The organism is Clostridium beijerinckii, from assembly GCF_008705175.1.
Lineage (GTDB): Bacteria > Bacillota > Clostridia > Clostridiales > Clostridiaceae > Clostridium > Clostridium beijerinckii.
The window spans coordinates 3,556,451-3,577,196 of record NZ_CP043998.1; the positions used below are offsets into that span (position 1 = coordinate 3,556,451).

The 20,746-nt window shown below is 29.4% G+C and carries 18 protein-coding genes; 6 read left to right on the forward strand and 12 right to left on the reverse strand.

The genetic code is table 11. The annotated features are described in order from the left end of the window. Nucleotides 1-44: 44 nt before the first annotated feature. The gene (locus F3K33_RS15890; RefSeq protein WP_039773624.1) at nucleotides 45-368 is read left to right on the forward strand and encodes a hypothetical protein; all 324 of its coding nucleotides are present in this window, start codon (nucleotides 45-47) and stop codon (nucleotides 366-368) included. Between the two features lie 131 nt (nucleotides 369-499). Here F3K33_RS15890 and F3K33_RS15895 read toward each other — a convergent pair whose 3' ends face one another. Beyond that, nucleotides 500-1,531 (reverse strand): YeiH family protein, encoded by a 1,032-nt coding sequence (locus tag F3K33_RS15895; RefSeq protein ID WP_039773623.1) that lies wholly within the window; start codon nucleotides 1,529-1,531, stop codon nucleotides 500-502. Nucleotides 1,532-1,673: 142 nt separating this feature from the next. Here F3K33_RS15895 and F3K33_RS15900 point away from each other — a divergent pair, with 142 nt between their 5' ends. Continuing rightward, the gene (locus F3K33_RS15900; RefSeq protein ID WP_039773621.1) at nucleotides 1,674-2,561 is read left to right on the forward strand and encodes a LysR substrate-binding domain-containing protein; all 888 of its coding nucleotides are present in this window, start codon (nucleotides 1,674-1,676) and stop codon (nucleotides 2,559-2,561) included. A 666-nt stretch (nucleotides 2,562-3,227) separates the two neighbouring features. Here the strand turns inward: F3K33_RS15900 and F3K33_RS15905 are convergent. Together F3K33_RS15905 and F3K33_RS15910 are read right to left on the reverse strand one after the other, a co-directional pair. Continuing rightward, the gene (locus F3K33_RS15905; protein WP_039773620.1) at nucleotides 3,228-4,247 is read right to left on the reverse strand and encodes an aldo/keto reductase; all 1,020 of its coding nucleotides are present in this window, start codon (nucleotides 4,245-4,247) and stop codon (nucleotides 3,228-3,230) included. A gap of 167 nt (nucleotides 4,248-4,414) precedes the next feature. Further along, the gene (locus tag F3K33_RS15910) at nucleotides 4,415-5,473 is read right to left on the reverse strand and encodes a galactose ABC transporter substrate-binding protein (protein ID WP_017212354.1); all 1,059 of its coding nucleotides are present in this window, start codon (nucleotides 5,471-5,473) and stop codon (nucleotides 4,415-4,417) included. Between the two features lie 68 nt (nucleotides 5,474-5,541). Here F3K33_RS15910 and F3K33_RS15915 point away from each other — a divergent pair, with 68 nt between their 5' ends. Next, nucleotides 5,542-5,883, forward strand: coding sequence for a flavodoxin family protein (locus F3K33_RS15915; protein ID WP_017212355.1), 342 nt, complete (start codon nucleotides 5,542-5,544; stop codon nucleotides 5,881-5,883). Between the two features lie 46 nt (nucleotides 5,884-5,929). Here F3K33_RS15915 and F3K33_RS15920 read toward each other — a convergent pair whose 3' ends face one another. Together F3K33_RS15920 and F3K33_RS15925 are read right to left on the reverse strand one after the other, a co-directional pair. Continuing rightward, nucleotides 5,930-6,811, reverse strand: a complete 882-nt coding sequence (locus F3K33_RS15920) for a hypothetical protein (RefSeq protein WP_039773619.1) — start codon at nucleotides 6,809-6,811, stop codon at nucleotides 5,930-5,932. Nucleotides 6,812-7,150: 339 nt separating this feature from the next. Further along, nucleotides 7,151-7,486: a winged helix-turn-helix transcriptional regulator gene (locus F3K33_RS15925; protein ID WP_023974991.1), complete on the reverse strand. Its 336-nt coding sequence runs from the start codon at nucleotides 7,484-7,486 to the stop codon at nucleotides 7,151-7,153. 224 nt (nucleotides 7,487-7,710) lie between these two features. On the opposite strand from F3K33_RS15925, the gene F3K33_RS15930 reads away from it, so the two are divergent. Next, nucleotides 7,711-8,019, forward strand: coding sequence for a cupin domain-containing protein (locus F3K33_RS15930; RefSeq protein WP_039773617.1), 309 nt, complete (start codon nucleotides 7,711-7,713; stop codon nucleotides 8,017-8,019). 93 nt (nucleotides 8,020-8,112) lie between these two features. Then, nucleotides 8,113-8,535 (forward strand): membrane protein, encoded by a 423-nt coding sequence (locus F3K33_RS15935; protein ID WP_039773615.1) that lies wholly within the window; start codon nucleotides 8,113-8,115, stop codon nucleotides 8,533-8,535. 155 nt (nucleotides 8,536-8,690) lie between these two features. Here the strand turns inward: F3K33_RS15935 and F3K33_RS15940 are convergent, their stop codons facing one another. Then, entirely contained in the window at nucleotides 8,691-9,317 is a 627-nt protein-coding gene (locus F3K33_RS15940; protein ID WP_039773614.1) for a type 1 glutamine amidotransferase family protein, read from the reverse strand. Between the two features lie 51 nt (nucleotides 9,318-9,368). After that, entirely contained in the window at nucleotides 9,369-9,551 is a 183-nt protein-coding gene (locus tag F3K33_RS15945) for a hypothetical protein (RefSeq protein ID WP_012059328.1), read from the reverse strand. A 538-nt stretch (nucleotides 9,552-10,089) separates the two neighbouring features. On the opposite strand from F3K33_RS15945, the gene F3K33_RS15950 reads away from it, so the two are divergent. After that, entirely contained in the window at nucleotides 10,090-11,133 is a 1,044-nt protein-coding gene (locus tag F3K33_RS15950; RefSeq protein ID WP_017212360.1) for a galactose ABC transporter substrate-binding protein, read from the forward strand. A gap of 535 nt (nucleotides 11,134-11,668) precedes the next feature. On the opposite strand, the gene F3K33_RS15955 is transcribed toward F3K33_RS15950, so the two are convergent. From F3K33_RS15955 to cas6, 5 genes are all read right to left on the reverse strand, one after another. Continuing rightward, complete coding sequence (locus tag F3K33_RS15955; protein WP_017212361.1) at nucleotides 11,669-11,944, reverse strand: FliH/SctL family protein; 276 nt, start codon at nucleotides 11,942-11,944, stop codon at nucleotides 11,669-11,671. 238 nt (nucleotides 11,945-12,182) lie between these two features. Continuing rightward, nucleotides 12,183-13,289 carry an MBL fold metallo-hydrolase gene (locus F3K33_RS15960; RefSeq protein WP_039773612.1) on the reverse strand — a complete coding sequence of 369 codons (1,107 nt, stop codon included), beginning with the start codon at nucleotides 13,287-13,289 and terminating at the stop codon, nucleotides 12,183-12,185. A gap of 118 nt (nucleotides 13,290-13,407) precedes the next feature. Beyond that, nucleotides 13,408-15,483: an ATP-dependent helicase gene (locus F3K33_RS15965; RefSeq protein WP_039773611.1), complete on the reverse strand. Its 2,076-nt coding sequence runs from the start codon at nucleotides 15,481-15,483 to the stop codon at nucleotides 13,408-13,410. 9 nt (nucleotides 15,484-15,492) lie between these two features. Continuing rightward, nucleotides 15,493-18,156 (reverse strand): DEAD/DEAH box helicase, encoded by a 2,664-nt coding sequence (locus F3K33_RS15970; RefSeq protein WP_039773609.1) that lies wholly within the window; start codon nucleotides 18,154-18,156, stop codon nucleotides 15,493-15,495. Nucleotides 18,157-19,288: 1,132 nt separating this feature from the next. Further along, nucleotides 19,289-19,981, reverse strand: a complete 693-nt coding sequence (gene cas6, locus F3K33_RS15975) for a CRISPR-associated endoribonuclease Cas6 (protein ID WP_039773608.1) — start codon at nucleotides 19,979-19,981, stop codon at nucleotides 19,289-19,291. Between the last annotated feature and the right edge of the window lie 765 nt (nucleotides 19,982-20,746).

Sequence of the window (20,746 nt, forward strand, 5' to 3'; positions counted from 1 at the left end):
GAACAATAGTTAATTATTTCGTGTTTATAGAATGGAGAGTATATATGGGAATACAGGTATTAATAGCATGTATTGCAACTATTGGAGTTGTTATATTTCAAGTAGTTTTTACGATGTGGGAATCTAATCCTTATAAAAAGGTTTATTATAAACTTCTTTTAGAATTGAGTAAATCTCCTAATGATCCTGAATTGAAGGAAAGAGCTATAGAAGCAGGAAATCAATATTATAGTAGAATAAAATCTTATTCAATAGGAAGTTTTAAAGGTGCTGTAGCTTCTGCAAGGGTGAAGACGTTAATAGGTCCAATAGATGAAAAGATATTATTTGAAGATATGACTAGAATAGTTGAGATAGATAGGCATTAATATGAAATATTAATTTATGAATTAGCAAAAAAACTGATGAACAATGTTCTTATATTGAGTATCACAGGTGGGCAATCCCACCTATAATTTTTATAATGCTATATTTCAACTCTATATTAAAGAATAGCATTTTATAAAAATACTGTGATAAGTGAAATTGCTGAAACTATTTGGATTAAGGCAATTGCTAAGGCATAAAGTGCAGCTTTCTTTCCTATTCTTATAAGTTGTCTAAAATTCACTCTCATCCCTATTCCAGCAAGAGCAATTACTTCAAAGTTGCTACTTATTAATTTAAATATATTAGAAATATTCATTGGAAAAACTCCAGCAGTAAATGCTAAGCACATAAGGAAAAAGGCCAATACATACCAAGGTATTTTTATTTTTGAATTTAATTTTCCGCTTTCTACTCTACCAGATTTATTTTTCATTTTTCCTAATATTAATACAACAACAACTAAAAATATTATTCTTACTATTTTAAATATTGTAGATAAATCCTTAACTTGTTCATTTACTAGACTTGCACTACCAACAACTTGTCCTACAGATTGAAGTATTCCTCCTATTAAAGCGGAGGTTTTTATTGTCTCTAATGAAAATATCACTTTAGCTATAAATGGAAGAACAAGCATCAATACTGTTCCTGTAACATTTACTATAGTTATTGCTATGCCTTTTTCACTATCCCCTGCTCCTATTACTGGTGCAGTAGCTGCTATAGCTGAAGATCCACAAACTGCATTTCCACTTGCCATTAAAAAACTAAAGTTCTCTGAAAATTTAAGCTTTTTCCCAATTAAAATTACAAGTGCTATAGTAATACTCATTTGAAATACTATAAATGATATTCCTGAAAAACCTAATTTTAATATAGTTTGAATTCCCAATGTTCCGCCTAACAGAACTATAGAATATGACAATAGTTCACTTTCTGCGAATTTTGATCCCTTTTGATATATTTTTCTATTGCAAAATGTATTTCCTGCTGCCATCCCAATGAATATTGCTAGAGATGCTGCCCCTATGCTAGGTACATAATTACTTAAATACTTTGCGATAAATGCGATTATTGTACATATTATAACTCCTGGTAAAACTTCTAAAACCTTATCCATTCCTCTTGATAATTTCTTATCTCTAATTATATTTAAACTCATTCATATCACCTTCTAAAATATTTATCTGAATATGAAGTACTTCTTTTTCTATTTTTAGTATATTAGGTGTATAATCATAAGTAAAATATATATATTCTATAATAATGATTAATAATATTAATGATTAAGAAAGGATGATTCCATGCTTGATGAATTAAAAACTTTTATAGCAGTTGTTGAATATAAAAACTTCACTAAAGCTGCTGAATCTATTAATCTATCCCAACCTAGTGTAAGTTTACATATTAAGCATCTTGAGGAGTATTTTAATACAACTTTAATTCAACGTTCCATAAAACAGAAAAATATAAACATAACTCAATCTGGGTATTTACTCTATGAGCGTTCAAAACAAATGATTAAGCTACTAAATGATACTAAAAATGATCTGTTAGGTTATGGGGATGTTGTAAAAGGTCAGCTGCATATAGGGGCCAGTTTTACTATAGGAGAATACTTACTACCAGCCTTTTTAGGAAAATTTGCAAAGGCCTATCCTGAGTTAGAATTAGAAGTGACAATTGAAAACACACATAACATATGTGAAAAAGTTAAGAATTTTCAAGTTGATATTGCTCTAGTTGAAGGTACTGTTCCTCCTTCCCACTTTACGATCGAAAAATTTTATACTGACAAAATGGAAGTTGCTGTTCCATACAATCACTACTTAGTTAATAACTATTTTTCAGCTGAGGATCTTCAAAATCAGACTTGGATTAGTAGAGAGATAGGATCTGGTACTAGGCAATATTTGAATCTCTTCTTATCAAATAATAATATTAACGCTAAAAATATCATTGTTTTTGGAAGTAATTATTCTGTAAAAGAAGCTGTTAAAAACAATTTAGGAATAACTTTTATTTCTTCACTTGTAATTGAGAATTCCTTAAAAAATAATGAAATTTCCACCTTAAAAACAAAACAAACTTACACTCGCCCATTCTCATATGTAATGCAAAAAGGTATAATCCCCTCAAAAGGAACATTGGTCTTTATAGATATGCTAAAAAGCTATGTAGAAAATCTATAAAAATAGAAAAATGAAAAACATTAACTTTAGATTTATGCGATAATCTACCCAAAGTAGAAACATTGTTACTTCACATGACTATGAAAATTTCGCTGAAAGTGCTAAATAAAAGGTTGCATCACTAATGCTTGCTCCCAATTTCCTAGGGAAGTTCGAGAACCCAAAAGAAAATTTTGGACTCTCACTTCACAAGTATTAGTAGTACAACCTACAATCAAGGACTTTTAACAGCTTATTTCCAAATTTCTGCTGAATATTATGACCATTGAGGTTATAAAAATATTTCTATTTTCCAGTTATGATATATTTCATAGTATAAATCTAACTTATAATTTGTTTATCTATGTCTTTATAGATTTCCAAAACAAGAATTTGACATATTAGACGAACATATTTACAAAGTTGCTAAAACTTTGAGTTCATATCTTCACTAGAAATCATAAATATATTTGTGTAGAAAACATTTGAAAATGAGATGTCAAAGGTTCTTAGCTGTAGTTTGTTCCATTTTAGCTTGTCAAACTTAAAGTTGGAGCATGCTAAAATGATACAACCTGCTGCTTAGAACCTTCAGCGATATTTTCATAGCTTTTCGGAATCAAAATATTTATGATTTCGGTAAGATATCACATAAATTTAGTTTTAAAGTTGGGTATCTATAATTACTTAACCTATATTCTTTAGAAATGTTTTATAATCCTCATAGTTTCTTTTTAAAAGATTTGGAGTATCAAGACCATAAGGACAATGAGCCTTACAGTTACCACACTCTATACAATCTTCAATCTTTTTCATTTTAGCTTGGCCTTCCCCTGAAAGAAGCCCCTCAGTTGGAGATCTACGAAGAAGTAAGGACATTCTTGCACAATTATTAATCTCTATGCCTGCTGGACATGGCATGCAATATCCGCATCCACGACAAAACTCACCTACAAGCTCTTTTCTCTCATTTTCAATAAATTCTTTAATTTCCTCTGTCATTGCAGGGGGATTGTCTATATATGAGATAAATTCATCTAATTCATTTTCTCTTTGAACTCCCCAGATAGGTAAAGTATTATCAAATTGAGAAAGGTATGCGTAAGCTGCATCGCTTCTTGTTATAAGCCCACCTGATAATGCCTTCATGCAGATATATCCAACATTCTTCTCTTTACATAAATCTACTAGATCCTCATCCTTTTTATCAGCAAGATAGCTAAATGGGAACTGTAATGTATCATAAAGACCTGATTCAACAGCTTCTATAGCTACTGGTAATCTATGATTTGTAATTCCTATGAAACGAATCTTTCCTTGTTTTTTTGCTTCTAGCATAGCCTCATATAGACCTGTCCCATCATTAGGTTTAGGACAGAAACTTGGATTATGGAACTGATAAATATCTATATAATCTGTCTTAAGCATAGCAAGACTCTTTTCTAAATCACTCCAGAAACCTTCAACAGTAGTTGATGGTGTTTTCGTTGCAATAATTATTTTATCTCTAACATCACTTAAAGCAAGACCAATTTTATACTCACTGTCAGTGTAACTTCTTGCTGAGTCAAAAAAATTAATACCATTGTCGTAAGCTTTCCTCAACAATTTTACTGCTTCTTCGTTAGAGACACGCTGAACAGGGAGAGCACCAAATCCATTTCTATTTACTACTATCCCAGTTCTTCCTAGCGTAACATTTACCATATTATCATCGCCTTTCTCGCAATTCCATAAATATATTGGTTATATTAACCTATTTACTTGATATTATATCACCTAGAGTTAACTTCAAGTCAAGAATAAAACCTAAGTAAATATCTGAGTTAAAATAATGTATGCCTATTTCAATTTCACCTTTAGTAAATTAATTATTATTGAAACATTGGCCCGGTATATGATTCATATGGAAGTAAAACTGCCACTCCTGTTTCATCTGATTTATAGGATACCCCTTCAAGAGGATTTCTATCTTTAACTAAATTCATTCCTACGGTATATATTGTATTAGTCATATCAGTTGTTTCTTGTGAAGCAGTACCCAACATGAAGCCTTTTGAAACCAGTTCTTTAGCTTCAGATACTCCATCTAGACCGACAACTATGATTGACTTAGATTTATTTCCGGTATTGTAACCATATTTTTGCAACGCTTGAACAGCACCGATTGCCATAGAGTCATCATTTGAAATTATTGCTTCTATTTTGTTACCATATCTTAAGAATAATGCATCAACAGAATCTTTAGCAAATGTTGTGTTCCAATTCAAAATAGGAGATGCAAGTTGTTCGGTTTTTATAAAAGCTTGATTAATAGTTGAAACGGAGTATTTTGATCTATCGATGGAGGTTTTATTAAGTTTTTCGCCAACGAGCAATACATATTGTAATACATCATCTTTATTTTTATCAATCAATTCTTTATGCTTGTTCCAAGCATCAACAATCATTTTCCCTTGTACAGTACCGCCTTGTACTGAATCTGTTCCTACATAAAAAGCCTTTTTATACGATTTAATTGCTTCCATTGAAAATGGTACTCTATTAAAGAATACTATTGGGATGTTATATTTAGAGATTTTGTTAATCATATCTCGTATTTCAAGTAGATTAACCATATCTAGTAATATAAGATCAATGCCGTTATGAAGTGCATTTTCAATATCTGTATTTTGTGTTGATTGATTATAATTAGCATTATAAAAAGAGAATTCAACTTCTCCAGGATTATTCTTTTGAATATCTTCAAAATTTTTGCGAAGGAGTATCATGTAATCATCATTAAGGTCTCTTGTAAATAAGCCCACTCTAACAGTAGAGCCTTGACGATAGTTTGTGCTGGCATTCGTAGTCATATATGAATTATTTCCAAGCATTATAACCAATATAATTGCAAGTAAGGCTATACTTAATATTCTCTTAAATGCTTCCATTTAAATCCTTCTTCCCATCTGTTGTATAATTTTATTATGTCTTTATAAAAAAAAGTTTATGCTATTTAATGTTAATTTGTAGTGGAAGAGTTGGTGGTAATAGTTATCTATTATCTGAAGCATTTATTAAAGGAGCAATACAATCAGATCATGAAGTAGTCAAATATGAAGTTGGAAAGAAAAATATAAAAGGATGTATTGCCTGTGACACTTGCTTCAGTAAAGGAACTCCTTGCTCATTTGATGATGACTTTAACGCTCTCGCTCCTGAAATAGAAAAAGCAGATGTGATTGTTTTTGCAACTCCATTATATTGGTATACATTCCCTTCTAATCATCTTAATATACTCCTCTTCATACGTTCTATACTAGAATTATGCAGTAAAAAAATCGCAAATTCAATTTCTTGAATAATACGATTTTTAAAAATAGAACTAATTTAAAATAATACTATATTTAATAATTTTGAACCAATAATTTATCAATCTTATCTGTGGTAGCACCACTAGCATCTAAATAATGTCCATTAATTGTTGTATTAGTAGCCATTGTGCCATCACTAGAAATGTAATAAAATTTAAATGTGTTTTTTTGTCCCTTATGGGTTGTTACATCTTCAATCCAACAATCGGTTAACATTTTACCTTCACCATGATCAAGTTTATTTAAATAATACCATTTCCCATTTATATATTTCCAGCCTTTTTGCATTTTCATATTTTTAGGTGAAAAATAATACCAATCTCCGCCTATTTGTTTCCAACCTGAAATTTTTGAACCATCATCATTTAAATAATACCAATCCGTAGCTGTAAAATCCTCGGAAGCGTCAATTTCTTTTTGCCAATGTATTGAAGGATTAGTTTCAACTTTTGTAGTAATTGAAGATTCTTTAGTTGCAACCCGGAAATCACCAGCAGGAGCATTTGGATTTACATAGTCTCCTTCCGCTATTACTTTAATATATTTTCCTACATCCTCTTTTTCTAGAGTATACTGATTTTGCTTGTTTTTATCTTTAGAACTAGGACCACCATAAATTGATTGTGAAGCACTTGTTGGATATTCAAGACACTCCCAACCAATAACACAATATTTAGTTATGTCTCGTCCACTTGCATCCCTAACTATAGCTGTTAACGTCTGTCCTTCAATCAGATTCCCTTGAATCTCTACTGATGACATAATGTGTTTTTCTTTTTCAGCATAGCTTTTTGTAGCTGCATTTACTTCCACAATACCACTACCATTAAATAATTTAGCTGAAATACCCGATAGTTGTAATATTGTTGTTGTTAAAAACAATGATAAAGTCTTTATAAGCATTTTATTTTTCATTAAAAATCCCCTTTTTTTCTTATTAATGTATATATTTTACCATTAAAAATAAAAAATTGGAATAATTATATAATTATGCAAATAGGATAATAAGTAGTTTCTATCATATTTATTCTATTTTTAAAAAGCACTTTTCAATATACCATGTCAAATCTGCATACTGTGTAATATCTTGTCATAGCTCATTAAAAAAATCGCAAATTCAATTTCTGAATAAAAGGATCACCTGCTAATATACCCATATTATATATATAAAGCAAAACTTACCATATCATTGTTATATGGTAAGTTTGTAGAATTGTACTTCCATCTTATCTTACAAAATGTATATACTCTAATTTAATCTTCATAAAGGTGTTTATTAGCATTTATATAATTTTCTCCCCAGATGTTCATAGAATCCAAAACTGGCTTTAAGCTCTTCCCTAGCTCTGAAAGTGAGTATTCAACCCTAGGTGGCACTTCAGGATATACCTTTCTAATAATTAATCCATCAGCTTCCATTTGTCGAAGCTGCTGTGTTAACATTTTTTGACTTATCCCATTAATTCCATTCTCAAGTTGGTTAAATCTTTGTGTTCCATCATCATGTAAATTTCTTAAAATAAGAACTTTCCACTTGTGTCCAATAAGTTTAACAGTCTCTTCAATTGGACATAACTTACCACATGTCATCAGCATTCACTCCTATCATATATAAATTGATACTTACTATTTAGTTCGTACCATACAAAATAGTGCCTTCTTGTAAAAAGTTAATAGTGATTATATTATAATACCATAAGTCAACAAAGCATGGGAGGAAATCTATTATGAAAAAATCAAATGTGTCTTTACCATAAAATAGAATTTTAATAATTAGCTTAAATAAATATTATAAATTAAGGAGACGTATAACTATGAAAATTTTGAACATTAACGATACTACAGAAAAAATCAAAAGGAAAGCACTGTTTACAGAGGGCACAATGGACTCAGGTATTTTATTCTACGAACCTGGTGAAACAATGACTCCTCACAAACATTCAGATTTAGATGAAATATTCTATGTAATTAGCGGCAAAGGAATAATAACTATAAATGGCAAGGATTTTTCAATTAAAGAGAATGATGTAATGTTATCTCCACATGAAGAAAGCCATGGATTCACAAATAATGGAGATGAAAAATTAGTAATCTTACAAATAAAAAACACCATTATGAAGTAATTGCAATATCTATAATCATTAGAATAAAGGATTTAGAAGCTTTTATTCTAATGATTACTATTTCAAAACATATAAGAAAGGATGTACTATTATATGTACTATATATCTATGATAATCACAGTTTTAGCAACTGTAATATATAATATCAGTCAAAAATCTATCAATCAATCAACAAATCCGTTTATATCAATGATAGTCACATATATTACCGCAATAATATTCTCTATATTAGCATTAATTATCTTACCCATAGACCGCAATATTATAAGCTCTTTAAAACAATTAAATTGGGCAAGTTATGTACTAGGGATATCTGCATTAGGCCTGGAAATAGGATATTTATATATCTATAGAAGTGGATGGAATATAGCCGTTGCTCCTCTTTTTGTAAGTATAATTTCAACAATAATATTAATTGTAGTTGGTATTTTCGTTTATAAAACCAAACTATCCCCTATGAATGCTCTAGGAATATGTTTAAGTATAGTCGGATTAATTCTAATGAATAAAAAGTAAAAGACAGTCCTGAAATATCAAATGAATTAATAAATTAATGGACAATTTTCACTTAAAAAAAGTACTTATTTTATGACAATAAGTACTTTTTCTTAACTCTATATTCCCAATTGTTGCAGTGAAAAGTAGCTATCTTACCCACTTTAAGCAACCTTTTATTGAATTGAGTTCATAAGCTCAAAGAAATATTTTGACTCTTGGGTTTTATACAGATTGTACCAAGAATCTAGGGTTTGCGGAGAGAATACATCTAGAATTTTCAATGTATGCAAAGCAAATTCAAGAGGAGCTATTCCAGAAGCAGTAATCAAACTTCCATCATTTACTACACATTCCTGTTTATAATACACTTCTCCATCATAGTTTGGACAGACCATTTTAAGATACCCTAGGTCATTGCTTGTATGATCTCGTTTATCTAGTACTCCACCCATAGCAAGTCCTATTGTAGCACCACAAATTGCCCCTACAACAATACCCTTCTCTAAATATTTTTCAGCCATTCTTATAATTGGAGCATGAATTGCTTCTGTCCACGTATTCCCACCAGGTAGAATCAAAGCAGCAGTATCATGAGTACTACACTCCTCAAGTTCAATTTCTGGCAATATTGTAAGGCCTCCCATTGTAGTAATAGGGGCCTTGGTAATTCCTACAGTCACTACTTTTAGCGGCATTAATCCCTTTTTGTAGTACCTTCCCGAATTGATTTCAGCGATTAAATAACCTATTTCCCAGTCTGCCATTGTATCAAATACATAAAGATATACTGTATTCTTCATTTTCTATTCCTCCACATTCATTTTATCTGATATCTAGGAACTATCAAAAAGTTAATTCATTATAAATCTTCTTATTGAATTAAATATTTTTAACTTAAGTTCATCATCTTTCTTAGCTTCATCAAATACTGCGCCTAAATCATTCTTATCATATAGCTCACTATAATTTAATTTTAAGTATTTCTCTACTGAATTTATTAAATTTATATCTAATTCTTTATCCTTTATTACCATAATTATCATTCCTTTTATCACAATATTTATTAGCAAAAAATGAGTTTCATTATATTTTAAATAGTACCCACTTACACCCTTCTATATGATACTTAAGCTCAAATATTTTTTCCATTTCTTAAATAAAATCTACTAGTTATGCAAACATACGTTCTCTTTAATATATTATATTGAAACTGCGTTCTTTTGTAAAGAAAATTTTTCCTTTACTTTTCCTATATAACTATCTATTTTCTTTAAATTCCTATATTTTTAGCAATAAAATATATCATTGCATAATGCAAATTGTCGAAATAAAATGATAGCAATTAGTATAAAAAAATCAACAGCCATAATAACTCCTAATTTATAAATTTAATTATCTTTTTTATTAGTTTTCTTAAGGAATGTTATTTATTTTTAATGCCATACTAAATATGAAAGATGCCTTTGAAATGAAAGATATAATTTAATTCCATTTAAGGCTGATTTCAGAATTGCAAGCGTTGGTGATGGTGATATATACCATTAAACCGAGTGCCCTAGATGGAGGATTATAATGTGGATATTAAAGAAAGTATTAGCTATGCTATTGTTAATGAATATTACAGTAAAGTTCACTGAAATTAGCACGTTTTATAGTCTAAATTTAAATAATAAAAATACAACCAATATTGCTGTATTATTATATAAGTTTGATCCATTTATGTCATCACTTAAACAAAGCTTAGAAGCCATTCAAAAGGATAATTCTGATAAAATCAAATTTACTTTTTTTGATGGAAAAAACAATATAGCGCTCCAAAATGAGACAATAGATTCCATTTCTAAAAATGATTTCGATTTAATTTTGGCAAACTTAGCTGATACAAGTGAAAACTTCGTTGAAGATATTATTTTTAATGTTAGATCAAAAAATCTTCCAATAGTTTTTTTAGATATAGATCCGAAAGTAGTGTATAAAGTTTCTAAATATTATGATAAAGCTGCTTTTATACTGGCAAATTCTGATTTAGCTGGGACTGTTCAAGGCAAAATTCTCGTTAATCTATGGAATTCTAATAAAAGTTCACTAGATAAAAATAATGATAACACTTTACAATATGTTCTATTGCATGGTCAAGCTAAAGATCCAGTCACAATCGACAGAACAAAATATGCTATTTCAACAATTAGTAATTCAGGGATAAACACAGAACAATTAGCATTGGTAAATGCTAATTGGCTTAAGAGCTTATCTAAAGATTCTATCGAATCCTTATTTCTTAGATATGATGGTAGGATTGAGGCAATAATTTCAAATAATGATGCTATGGCAATAGGGGCAGTTGAGGCACTTCAAAAATATGGCTATAATAAGGGCGAAAAATCAAAAAATATAGCTATCGTTGGAATTGATGGACTTCCAGAAGCAAAATCTTTAATTGATAAAGGCTTTATGGCTGGTACTGTTATTCAAGACCCTAAAGTTTTAGCAGAAGTATTCTATAATGTTGGAATGAATTTAGTTAACAATTTAAGCCCTATAGAAAATACTAACTATAATGTTGTTGATGGAGAAATCATAGTTCCTTTCCCTTATGAGGAGTACATAAAAAAATAAAGGGCACAGAATTTGTATAAAGACGGATTATATTATTATACTACTAATCTATCTCCCAACATAATTTTTAATGCTTAAGAATTCCTCATGATTTCTATTCTACCTTCTCTATTAGTATTTTTTGACCTATTTTTATCTATAGGTTAATTTAAGTTATCGATAAAAGAGTGCTTATGCTGCTTAGTGTTATTCAACCATTTAACTTATTTATTTAAAAGTGCTTTATTTATTCATATATAATCATTCTTCTTTAATATGAACATTTTCTTTAAAATCATAATATACTAATTATTATAATATACTAGTTAGTATATTAACTATTTTTTCCGTGTCTCATTAAATTTAATAATCGAAATAAGTCCTATGTCTATTATTACTTTTATAATTAATTTATCTAATATTAGATAAACTAAAACAACAAAAAGCAGTAGCTGGATTGCTCCTACCACTGCTTTTAATATTATTTTCCAAGAGATATTCTATTTTTATATAATCTTCATTTATTTGAATTATCTATAAATCACTAATTTATTAATTAACAACATTCAATTTTATCTATACATCCAGCAATTTTTTCTTTTATTTGCTTGCATCCATCCTTTGATCCTTTGTCATAGCCTTCACAGTATCCTTCTTTATATCCATCTTTACGACCTGCACGATAAGCTTCTTCTAATGCAGCTCCTGTAGGGTAATTTCTTTTATAGCAACCTTTTTTATCTTTTTCTTCATCTTCACAACCACATTTTTTAGTAGAATCAAATTCCACTTCTTCGGATTCTAAATACATTTCATAATCTTTGTATCCCATTTTCTTTTCTCCTTTGTTATTTATTATAAATTCTTAACCAACTGATTTATAATATTATAGTATGCTAATTCACATAATTTGTTATTAACTTAAGAAAATTTTTAAACATTTATTGAATTTTATTAGTAATCGTTCTACTTAATACTGAATAACACTCACCATTTTTGAACTGACTTACTATCATTTCCGATAAATAAAACTTTCCAATTCAACTTCAATCATCATATCATCTTCTTAGTTAAAAATCCCACCATGAAGAAAACGGAACATTTATATTTGAATCTAATAGCACTGTTTTGCCGATTTTAGGGGCTATTAAACTAATCTCTGACTTTTTGGCCTCCTTTAAGGCTCGTTCTATTGGTTCTTTCCAACCATGATAGGCCAAGGTAAATGCACTCCAATGCATTAACATCATATTCCTACCCTTTACATCTAAGTGAGCATGAACGGCTTCTTCTGGTTTCATATGCGCCCAAAACCAACGTCTGTCATATTGAGCTCCCTCAATCAAAGTAATATCAAAAGGACCATATTTTTCTCCTATTTTCTTAAAATGTGAATCATATCCTCCATCACCACTATAATATAAATTTATGTTTTTTCCGATAATTGCATATCCTCCCCATAGAGTTGCATCTGAGCCAAATATTCCTCTTTTTGAAAAATGTCTTGATGGTGTTAATGCAATTGTTAAACCTTGATAATTCATTTCATCCCACCAATTAAGCTCTGTAATTTTTTCCTTAGAAATACCCCATCGCATTAAATGAGAACTTACTCCTAGAGGAACAAAGAAATGTGATACTTTACTGCTTAGTTTTACAATAGATTTATAATCTAAATGATCATAATGGTCATGTGATATAAAGATTGCATCAATAGGTGGAATTTTATCAATAATATCCAAAATATTTTCACTATATTTATATTTTTTACTTCCCGCAAATGAAACTGGTGATGCAATGGTACTTAAAATTGGGTCTATCAGCAGTTTTTTATTATCGATGCTAAGTAAAAAGGATGAGTGACCAAGCCAAGTCAAACTATCTTTTTCACTTTTGATCTTTTCCCAATCAATTGATTCCACAGGAATTTCACCATGAGGCTTTCGATTTTCAGCGCCTGCAATCGAATCTTTAAGCATTGATAAAATATCTGAAGCACTCATGCCCAAACCCGTTGGAGTTTCATTAACAAATTTTCCATTAACATAATTATCTAAATTCTTATAAAATTCTTGTTGTTCTTTTGTAGGCTTTCCGCCGAAAGCTGGGTTCAATTTTATAAACGCTGTAATACCAACGCATAATAAAATTATAAAACTAAATATATATATAATCATTTTTGTTCCTCCTATAATTTCATTTGTTCAAATTACTTCATTAATTAGCTTATTATCTTTAAAATGTTGTTTTTATTTACTAATTATATTTTGCACATTACCTATATAAGAAAAATATCTACAAAGATTCTAGTTCACTAAACGCTTTTATAAATTCTTTCACTCCGTAATTCTCAAATTCCACTTCAATCATCATATCATCTTCTTTTAGGACTTTTCCTGTTCCGTATTTCTTGTGGTTTACTTGTTTAATTAATGTTTCATTTATTTCTTCAACTACTGGTAATTCCACTTTTTCAGTAACTGAAACTTCTTCTTTCTTTCCTTGTGCCTTTGCCTCTTGAATTTGTTTTTTAAGTTCTTGAAGATTTACATTATTACTTTTAACTTTATCATTTTGGATTAATTTCTCTGGAATCATATGAATATATCTACTTTCTCCAGGGGCTGCCTTTTGATAATCTGGATTCGTGTAATAGGACAGCTCTAGATAATCTTTTGCCCTTGTAATTCCAACAAAAAATAATCTTTGTTCCTCTTCTTCCTCCATATCTCTTGTATGAAGTGGAATTAGCCCATAATTAACTCCTGTAATAAACACATAAGAAAACTCTAAACCTTTAGAGGCATGTAATGTCATAAGCTTAACAGAATCTATATCGCTGCTTATATCCTTCTTTAAAATATTTACGCCATATAAAGCTGATGAATTTATAAACTCTCTAAGTCCATCTAAAAATGTCATTTGTTTTTCTTTAACATACTCTATAATTATATTAAGCAATGCATTTATAGCTTCTTTATCATCTATATATGTAGCTGAAGTTGGCTTTATATATTTATCAAATTCAAAATAATTATAAATCTCTTCTGCCAGCTTAATTTCAGAACATTTATTTAAAAATTCATGCATTTTTTCTAATAGTTCTGACTTAATTATGTTCTGCTCTTTAACTATTTTTCTTGCAGTCTTTTCTGTCATTTTCTCTCCATATTCTTTATTGCTAAGAACATAAATTGCAGAGGAAAAATCATTAGGATTTACGCAAAAACGAAATAGTTTAATCATCCAATTTAACACTGGACTGTCACTTATGGTTTTCTTCATAGATACTTCAAAAGGAATATCATTTTTTAAAAATACGTCTTCAAATACTTGAGACTGGTTTTGCAGTCTATAAAAAATTGCAATTTCCTTATAAGGCACACCTGATTTATGTATTTCCTTGATCTTATCTGCCAAATAACATGCTTCATTAAAAGGATTATAATGATTTTTAACTATGATTTTATTTTCAGTTTCTCTATCTCCCATTAAGCGGCTTCCATTTTGCTGAAAGCATCTTGCAGCTTCTAAAATAGCATTACTTGAACGATAATTTATTGGAAGGGAAAGCTCCTTTGCATTATATTTATGCTTTAAGGTATAAACCACATTTAAGGAACTTCCACGCCAGCTGTAAATAACCTGATTTGGATCACCAACTGCAAATAATTTAGTATTTTCACCTTCTAACTTATCAATAAAATCAAGCTGTATTTTATCGCTGTCTTGAACCTCATCAATAATAATCCATTTGGGTTCTATTTTATGCTCACCTAATAATAAATTTGCATTTTGTAATATATCTGAAAAAGACATCTTATTTTGTTTTATCTTCTCTTCCTTTAGCAGCTCTACAAGCTTAAAAATATCATCATCATAAGGTGAAATCTTCTCTTCTTCTTTCTCAATAATCATAGCTTGCTCAAGTCTCTTTTTTAGACGGTTCTTATATTTAATTTTGAGCTTTTCTTCTTGAATTATCTGCAAAGCAATGTCTAATTCCTCATCTGGCTCTATTACTAGAAAATCTTTTTCATATCTTATTTTTTCAATTGGCAATACTTCCTTAAGTAAATGAAGTGCAACACTATGAAAGGTTCCAAAGCCCTCTAATTCCTCTGCTTTTATACTCTCATCAGAAACCATTAATCTTTCTTTAATTTCATTTGCAGCTTTATTAGTAAAAGTTAATACAATCATATCTTTATAACTGATATTTTTTGCATAATGAAGATACACGATTTTTGAAATCAAAACTGTTGTTTTTCCACTTCCAACATTTGCATTTACAACACATGCATTACTTTCATCAAGTACTGCTTCTCTTTGATATTCATTTAGTCTTTTTAGCTCTTTTTCATAATGCATGTTATTCTCCTATTCTGTAAGATCTTCATATCTTCTTTGTAATTTACTTTTTACATTATTTCTATCTTCATCTATGTCTTCAAGTCTGACACTTAATTCAATTCCCATTGGAGCATCTGTATGGAAAGAAATAATATTTATTATGCTCTTTTTATTACTTTCTTCCATTACCCATTCTCTATAAAATGCATTATTTAAAACTAAAATTAAAGTACGATTATCTATTTCAACCTTAGAGATTGTACTTAAAAATTTTGCAAATGCATCTCCATTCTCCTGCATATACTCACAAAATTCTTTCCATTTTTTCTGTAATTCATTAAACTTAAATGCTTTCTTAATAAAGGTTGCTGGAGCATATTGTGCTAACTTAATATCCTTTGGTGCCTCTATTTCCTCTAATAAATTCTTAAGTCCCCATAGAACCATAGCTTTATTTAATTGATAATCTCCAATACATGCAGCGCAGCCATTATCACATGTACATCCGCCTACCATCTTGATTGCATTTTCAATAATATTTGCAGTTAAGTCAAATACTTTTTCAGAATAACCAAGTCCACCTACGTATTTATCATAAATAAACATATAAACTTCGCTATCATAATTTTGACTTATTTCTATTGCATTGTTAGACATTACAACACCGATGTCTTCTTGCTCTGTCATGGTTGCCATCATTGCTGCATTTTTTATGGCATAACATATACCTTCAAAATGATTGTTTCTTATAAAATTTCCATTTTGACTTTCCTGAAGGAGCCTTCTATATACAGTAACAACATTGTCAGGAATCTTTATCCAAGTGCTTTCTGTATCATAATCCTTTGATAATGGTTTTTCTAACTGTTCAAAACCTAAATTTTGATGATTATGAAATTGTAGCTTTTTATACATATAAACTATTTCATCAACATTTACATCTCCAAAAGTCACTTTAGTGCGTTCATATTCCATATCCTTGCTGCCTTGAATTATCCTTATATTTGTTGTGCCACCTGGCATTGTATAATAATTTCCATTAAAAGGAATGGCAAAAGCAGTTCTACTTTCTAAGTCAAGCTTTACAACCTGATATTGAACTCCATCATGCATATAAATTGCTCCATTATGAATTTCACGAAAAGCCTGCATTTCATCCATTTCTGTAATTTCTTTATTGTTATCCTTATTTATAAGTTTGTACCTTGCTTTATCAATATTTCTTAAGCTAAAATCTCCTGCTGGAAATGAATTACCACACCATGCAAACTTTCCACTTTGATTGGTCAATTCACTTGCTCTGATTAAAACAGGAATTGTTTCACCTAAATCTGGGAAAATTGAAATATCATCTAAAGTTAATGGTATTTCAGCAGCTGCTGCACGTATATGTGCAAGTTCTATTAAAAGGTTATTCTTATCTATAACTGCATTTTCACTTCCACTTTCAAAAAGCCAGTCTGGATTAATTGCTATGTACTGATCAAAAGGCAGATTATCAAGGATTAAATAATTAGTACTTTCTTTTCCGTTTCTACCTGCTCTTCCACTCTGCTGCCAAAAAGACGCTCTAGTTCCTGGGTATCCTACAATTACTGTTGTATCAATTTTACCAATATCTATTCCAAGCTCTAAAGCATTTGTTGATACTAAACCTCGCAGAACTCCAGTAATCATTTTATTTTCAATCTCTTTACGCTCAAGTGGAGTATATCCTCCCCTGTATCCAGAAATCTTATCTTTTAAAGAAGCTCCAAAAAAGTTTTCCGTTTCTAGTTTATCTCTTGCTTCTTTTAATACAACTTCAACATTTCTTCTTGATTTTGCAAAAGCAATAAAGCTATTATCATTTTCCACTAAATCAGGTATTAAATCAGCAGCAACTGAAGTTGACTGCACCTGCCCATAATATTTTTTGTCATGCCCCATAATCTTTGGTGGTTGCACAAGCTTGTAATTTTTCTTTGGAGCTGGTGAACCATCTCTACAAACCTCAAGAAATTTGTATCCACAGATTTCTTCTGCAAGTTCAACTGAATTTGCTATAGTTGCTGAACTACATAAATACTGAGGAGAGGAATTATAGTATCTGCACACCCTGCCAAGTCTTCTAAATACATTTGCAAGGTGAGAACCAAAAGCACCTCTATAAGTATGAAGTTCATCAATTACGATATATTTTAAATTAGAAAAGATAAAATCAAAACCAAACTTACTGTGATTCGGTAAAAACGCAGCATTTATCATTTCAGGATTAGTTAAAATAATATTAGCATTTTTTCTAATTCTGCTTCGTTCATTTACAGGCGTATCCCCATCATAAACTCCTGCTGAAATCCTGTTAGAGCCAAAGTATTCTAAGTAAGGCAAAATCGCACGATACTGGTCACTTGCAAGAGCCTTTGTAGGATATATAAAAATTGCTCTAGCCAAAGGATTTGATAGAATTTCTTGAATAACTGGCAATAAAAAGCTAAGAGTTTTACCACTTGCTGTAGAAGTTGTTATTACAATATTGTTCCTATCCATTGCTTTTTCAAACATTTCTGCTTGATGACTATAAAGCTTATCAATCCCATTTTGAGACAAATACCCACATAATTCCTCTGATAAATTACTTGGGTAATCAACATAAGCTGCTTCTCTTTTAGGCATTGTTTTATTATATATAATTAAATCGCTTATATTCATTAAATATTGCTCCTATTCTCTTAAGTTACAATCAAAAACAAAACTCCAACTCTAATCTATACTTATGCGTATACCCACCGAAATGAATAATATACTTTTGTTCCACTTTCTAGTTGGGATATACTTCAAAGATTAAGTATAGCTTATAATTGGTTTATCTATATTCTGCAACATAGTTAATTGTTTTCTCATATGTCTAAATTCCTTTATAATTATATACCAAAGTTATTAATAATTATATCTTAATGTGCTAGGAGGCAATAATTTAAATAACACCTAAAAAAGGTAATAAACATTAAAACTAGATGTTTATTACCTTTTTTTAAAATAGATGAATTCATGGTTTTATTATGTTAATAAGTTTATGAAGAGTGGCATAATTTTCAGAACTTTGCGTTTAAATACATCTCATGTTAAAGTTAATCGCTAGAGAATGGAATTTTGTATCACATCATAGTATTAAAGTTAATAAACATTGCACTTGAATATTTAAATAATGATAGAACATTTAAATACATCTTATGTTAAAGTTAATCAATTCAAGTCCAAGATGGAGAAAAGCAAAAAACTAAGTTTAAATACATCATATGTTAATGTTAATCGTGGTTAAACTTTCAAAACTTTGCTAAATGGTTTGAAATTAAATACATCTCATGTTGAAATTAATCCATATCTTAGAAACGAAGCTGAACTCACTCAGACATTTAAATACATCTCATGTTGAAGTTAATCGTAGGTGACAACAGTACAGGCAAGTCAGAAATCGGATTTAAATACATCATGTGTTAAAGTTAATCATGAAAACGTAGTAATAGCTGATGCACAATATGCATTTAAATACATCCCATGTTAATGTTAATCAGTTTGGTTAAACGAATCTTCTAACGATATATACGTATTTAAATACATCCCATGTTAATGTTAATCTAATGCAAAACAGTCATTTGTTAAAATCAATAATATCATCAAATGTAGAAATATTCAACTTTCACGCAGAATTTTACCAGCTGATTGCTTAGTTTTAGAGAATACTCAAGCTCCCTTCTTAAGCCTTATTTTTGCTACATTATAAGATTTCAATCGTACTTTACAACTGGTAAAAAACCTGCTGACCAGTCATATAGAGATAATTTTATACCCATCTATATCCCATAAACCCAAAGCCTCTAGCATTCATTTCTCCCATTCCAACTCCTAATGCCATATATGCTAAATCTTGTGAAATATCATCTTCCGAAATGTCTATTGATATTTTATCTCCAAGTAAAGTTTTATCTTTATATGGAGTTCCTATAGGTTTATTATTTTTTAATTCAATTGAATCGTATAATTTAAAATCTTCATTGATTTTTTCTTGAAAAATGTTATTATGTTTTTTTATTAAATTCTCCTTTAATCTTCTTTCAAAATCCTCAAAGCTTATTAAATTTTTCCAATATCCATCATCATTTTTTATTACTAGTGGAGTAATAGAATATATTTTCTTTAATTTCTTTATTGGTATTATCCTAAGATCCGCCTTTAATCCTTTAATTGAATATGTATATGAATTAGCTAACTTATTATTAAGATATGTTGCTAAATATTTATCAACAGTTCTTATAGTTATTGTATAAATATTACCTTCTTTATATATTCCATCTTTCTCTAAAGGATAAAAAGAATTAAAGCAATAATTTTTAAAATCATTCTTATTGTGTAATTCCAAAGTCCTTTCATCTTGACCTAACGTTTTATCAATTAGTTTTAATATTTTATTCTGTGAATCATTTAATTCTATATCTTCCAATAAATATACTTTCAATAAAATTTCAAATACCTTCATATCTATTCACCTCCCTTATGAAATATAAATTTTATTCCTAATTTCTCTATATCAATTTACGTATAAAATTAATCAAAAAGTTCATTATGTTGAATACATCTAATGTTAAAGTTAATCTTTAATTCACAAGGAAACAGGGACAGTTATTAAATAATTTAAATACATCCCATGTTAAAGTTAATAACTGAATTAGAAAGTTACTACTTCAGATTCAAAAAAGAGTTTAAATACATCTTATGATAAAGTTAATTCCATTTCCAAAAAAGACAACTCAGAAAGTTCATGTTTAAATACATTATATATTAAAGTTGACCATAGTTGCTGATCAAATCTTTGATGCCGACGGAAAATTTCAATACACCCTATGTTAAGGTTAATCATACGAAGCAATATATAAGTACAAAGTAGAAATAACATTTTAATACATCTCATGTTAAAGTTAATCGTATTGCTGCATTAGCACATAAAGTAACTCAACAATAATTTAAATACATCTTATGTTAAAGTTAATCCCCAATAATCTGTCAATATGCGATATACAAAATTAATTTAAATACATCCATGTTATAGTTAATCGACCAGATTCAGGCCACCCAGTAAAAATTATATGTGGATTTAAATACATCCCATGTTAATGTTAATCCCAGCAATAGCATATATTGAAAAATACTATAACGCATTTAAATACATCTTATGCTAAAGTTAATCCAAATCAAACTGCGTTTATAATTCCAAGCTATGAGAGCTACTTACGCAATTGTAGAT

Bases quoted from the DNA above. Each gene is read 5' to 3' on its own strand.
- F3K33_RS15910 (WP_017212354.1), bottom strand. From the start codon at position 5,473: ATGGAAGCATTTAAGAGAATATTAAGTATAGCCTTACTTGCAATTATA.
- F3K33_RS15930 (WP_039773617.1), top strand. From the start codon at position 7,711: ATGAAAATTTTGAACATTAACGATACTACAGAAAAAATCAAAAGGAAA.
- F3K33_RS15940 (WP_039773614.1), bottom strand. From the start codon at position 9,317: ATGAAGAATACAGTATATCTTTATGTATTTGATACAATGGCAGACTGG.
- F3K33_RS15945 (WP_012059328.1), bottom strand. From the start codon at position 9,551: ATGGTAATAAAGGATAAAGAATTAGATATAAATTTAATAAATTCAGTA.
- F3K33_RS15900 (WP_039773621.1), top strand. From the start codon at position 1,674: ATGCTTGATGAATTAAAAACTTTTATAGCAGTTGTTGAATATAAAAAC.
- F3K33_RS15925 (WP_023974991.1), bottom strand. From the start codon at position 7,486: ATGACATGTGGTAAGTTATGTCCAATTGAAGAGACTGTTAAACTTATT.
- F3K33_RS15935 (WP_039773615.1), top strand. From the start codon at position 8,113: ATGTACTATATATCTATGATAATCACAGTTTTAGCAACTGTAATATAT.
- F3K33_RS15890 (WP_039773624.1), top strand. From the start codon at position 45: ATGGGAATACAGGTATTAATAGCATGTATTGCAACTATTGGAGTTGTT.
- F3K33_RS15960 (WP_039773612.1), bottom strand. From the start codon at position 13,289: ATGATTATATATATATTTAGTTTTATAATTTTATTATGCGTTGGTATT.
- F3K33_RS15915 (WP_017212355.1), top strand. From the start codon at position 5,542: ATGTTAATTTGTAGTGGAAGAGTTGGTGGTAATAGTTATCTATTATCT.
- F3K33_RS15905 (WP_039773620.1), bottom strand. From the start codon at position 4,247: ATGGTAAATGTTACGCTAGGAAGAACTGGGATAGTAGTAAATAGAAAT.
- F3K33_RS15970 (WP_039773609.1), bottom strand. From the start codon at position 18,156: ATGAATATAAGCGATTTAATTATATATAATAAAACAATGCCTAAAAGA.
- F3K33_RS15965 (WP_039773611.1), bottom strand. From the start codon at position 15,483: ATGCATTATGAAAAAGAGCTAAAAAGACTAAATGAATATCAAAGAGAA.
- F3K33_RS15920 (WP_039773619.1), bottom strand. From the start codon at position 6,811: ATGAAAAATAAAATGCTTATAAAGACTTTATCATTGTTTTTAACAACA.
- F3K33_RS15955 (WP_017212361.1), bottom strand. From the start codon at position 11,944: ATGGGATACAAAGATTATGAAATGTATTTAGAATCCGAAGAAGTGGAA.
- cas6 (WP_039773608.1), bottom strand. From the start codon at position 19,981: ATGAAGGTATTTGAAATTTTATTGAAAGTATATTTATTGGAAGATATA.
- F3K33_RS15895 (WP_039773623.1), bottom strand. From the start codon at position 1,531: ATGAGTTTAAATATAATTAGAGATAAGAAATTATCAAGAGGAATGGAT.
- F3K33_RS15950 (WP_017212360.1), top strand. From the start codon at position 10,090: ATGTGGATATTAAAGAAAGTATTAGCTATGCTATTGTTAATGAATATT.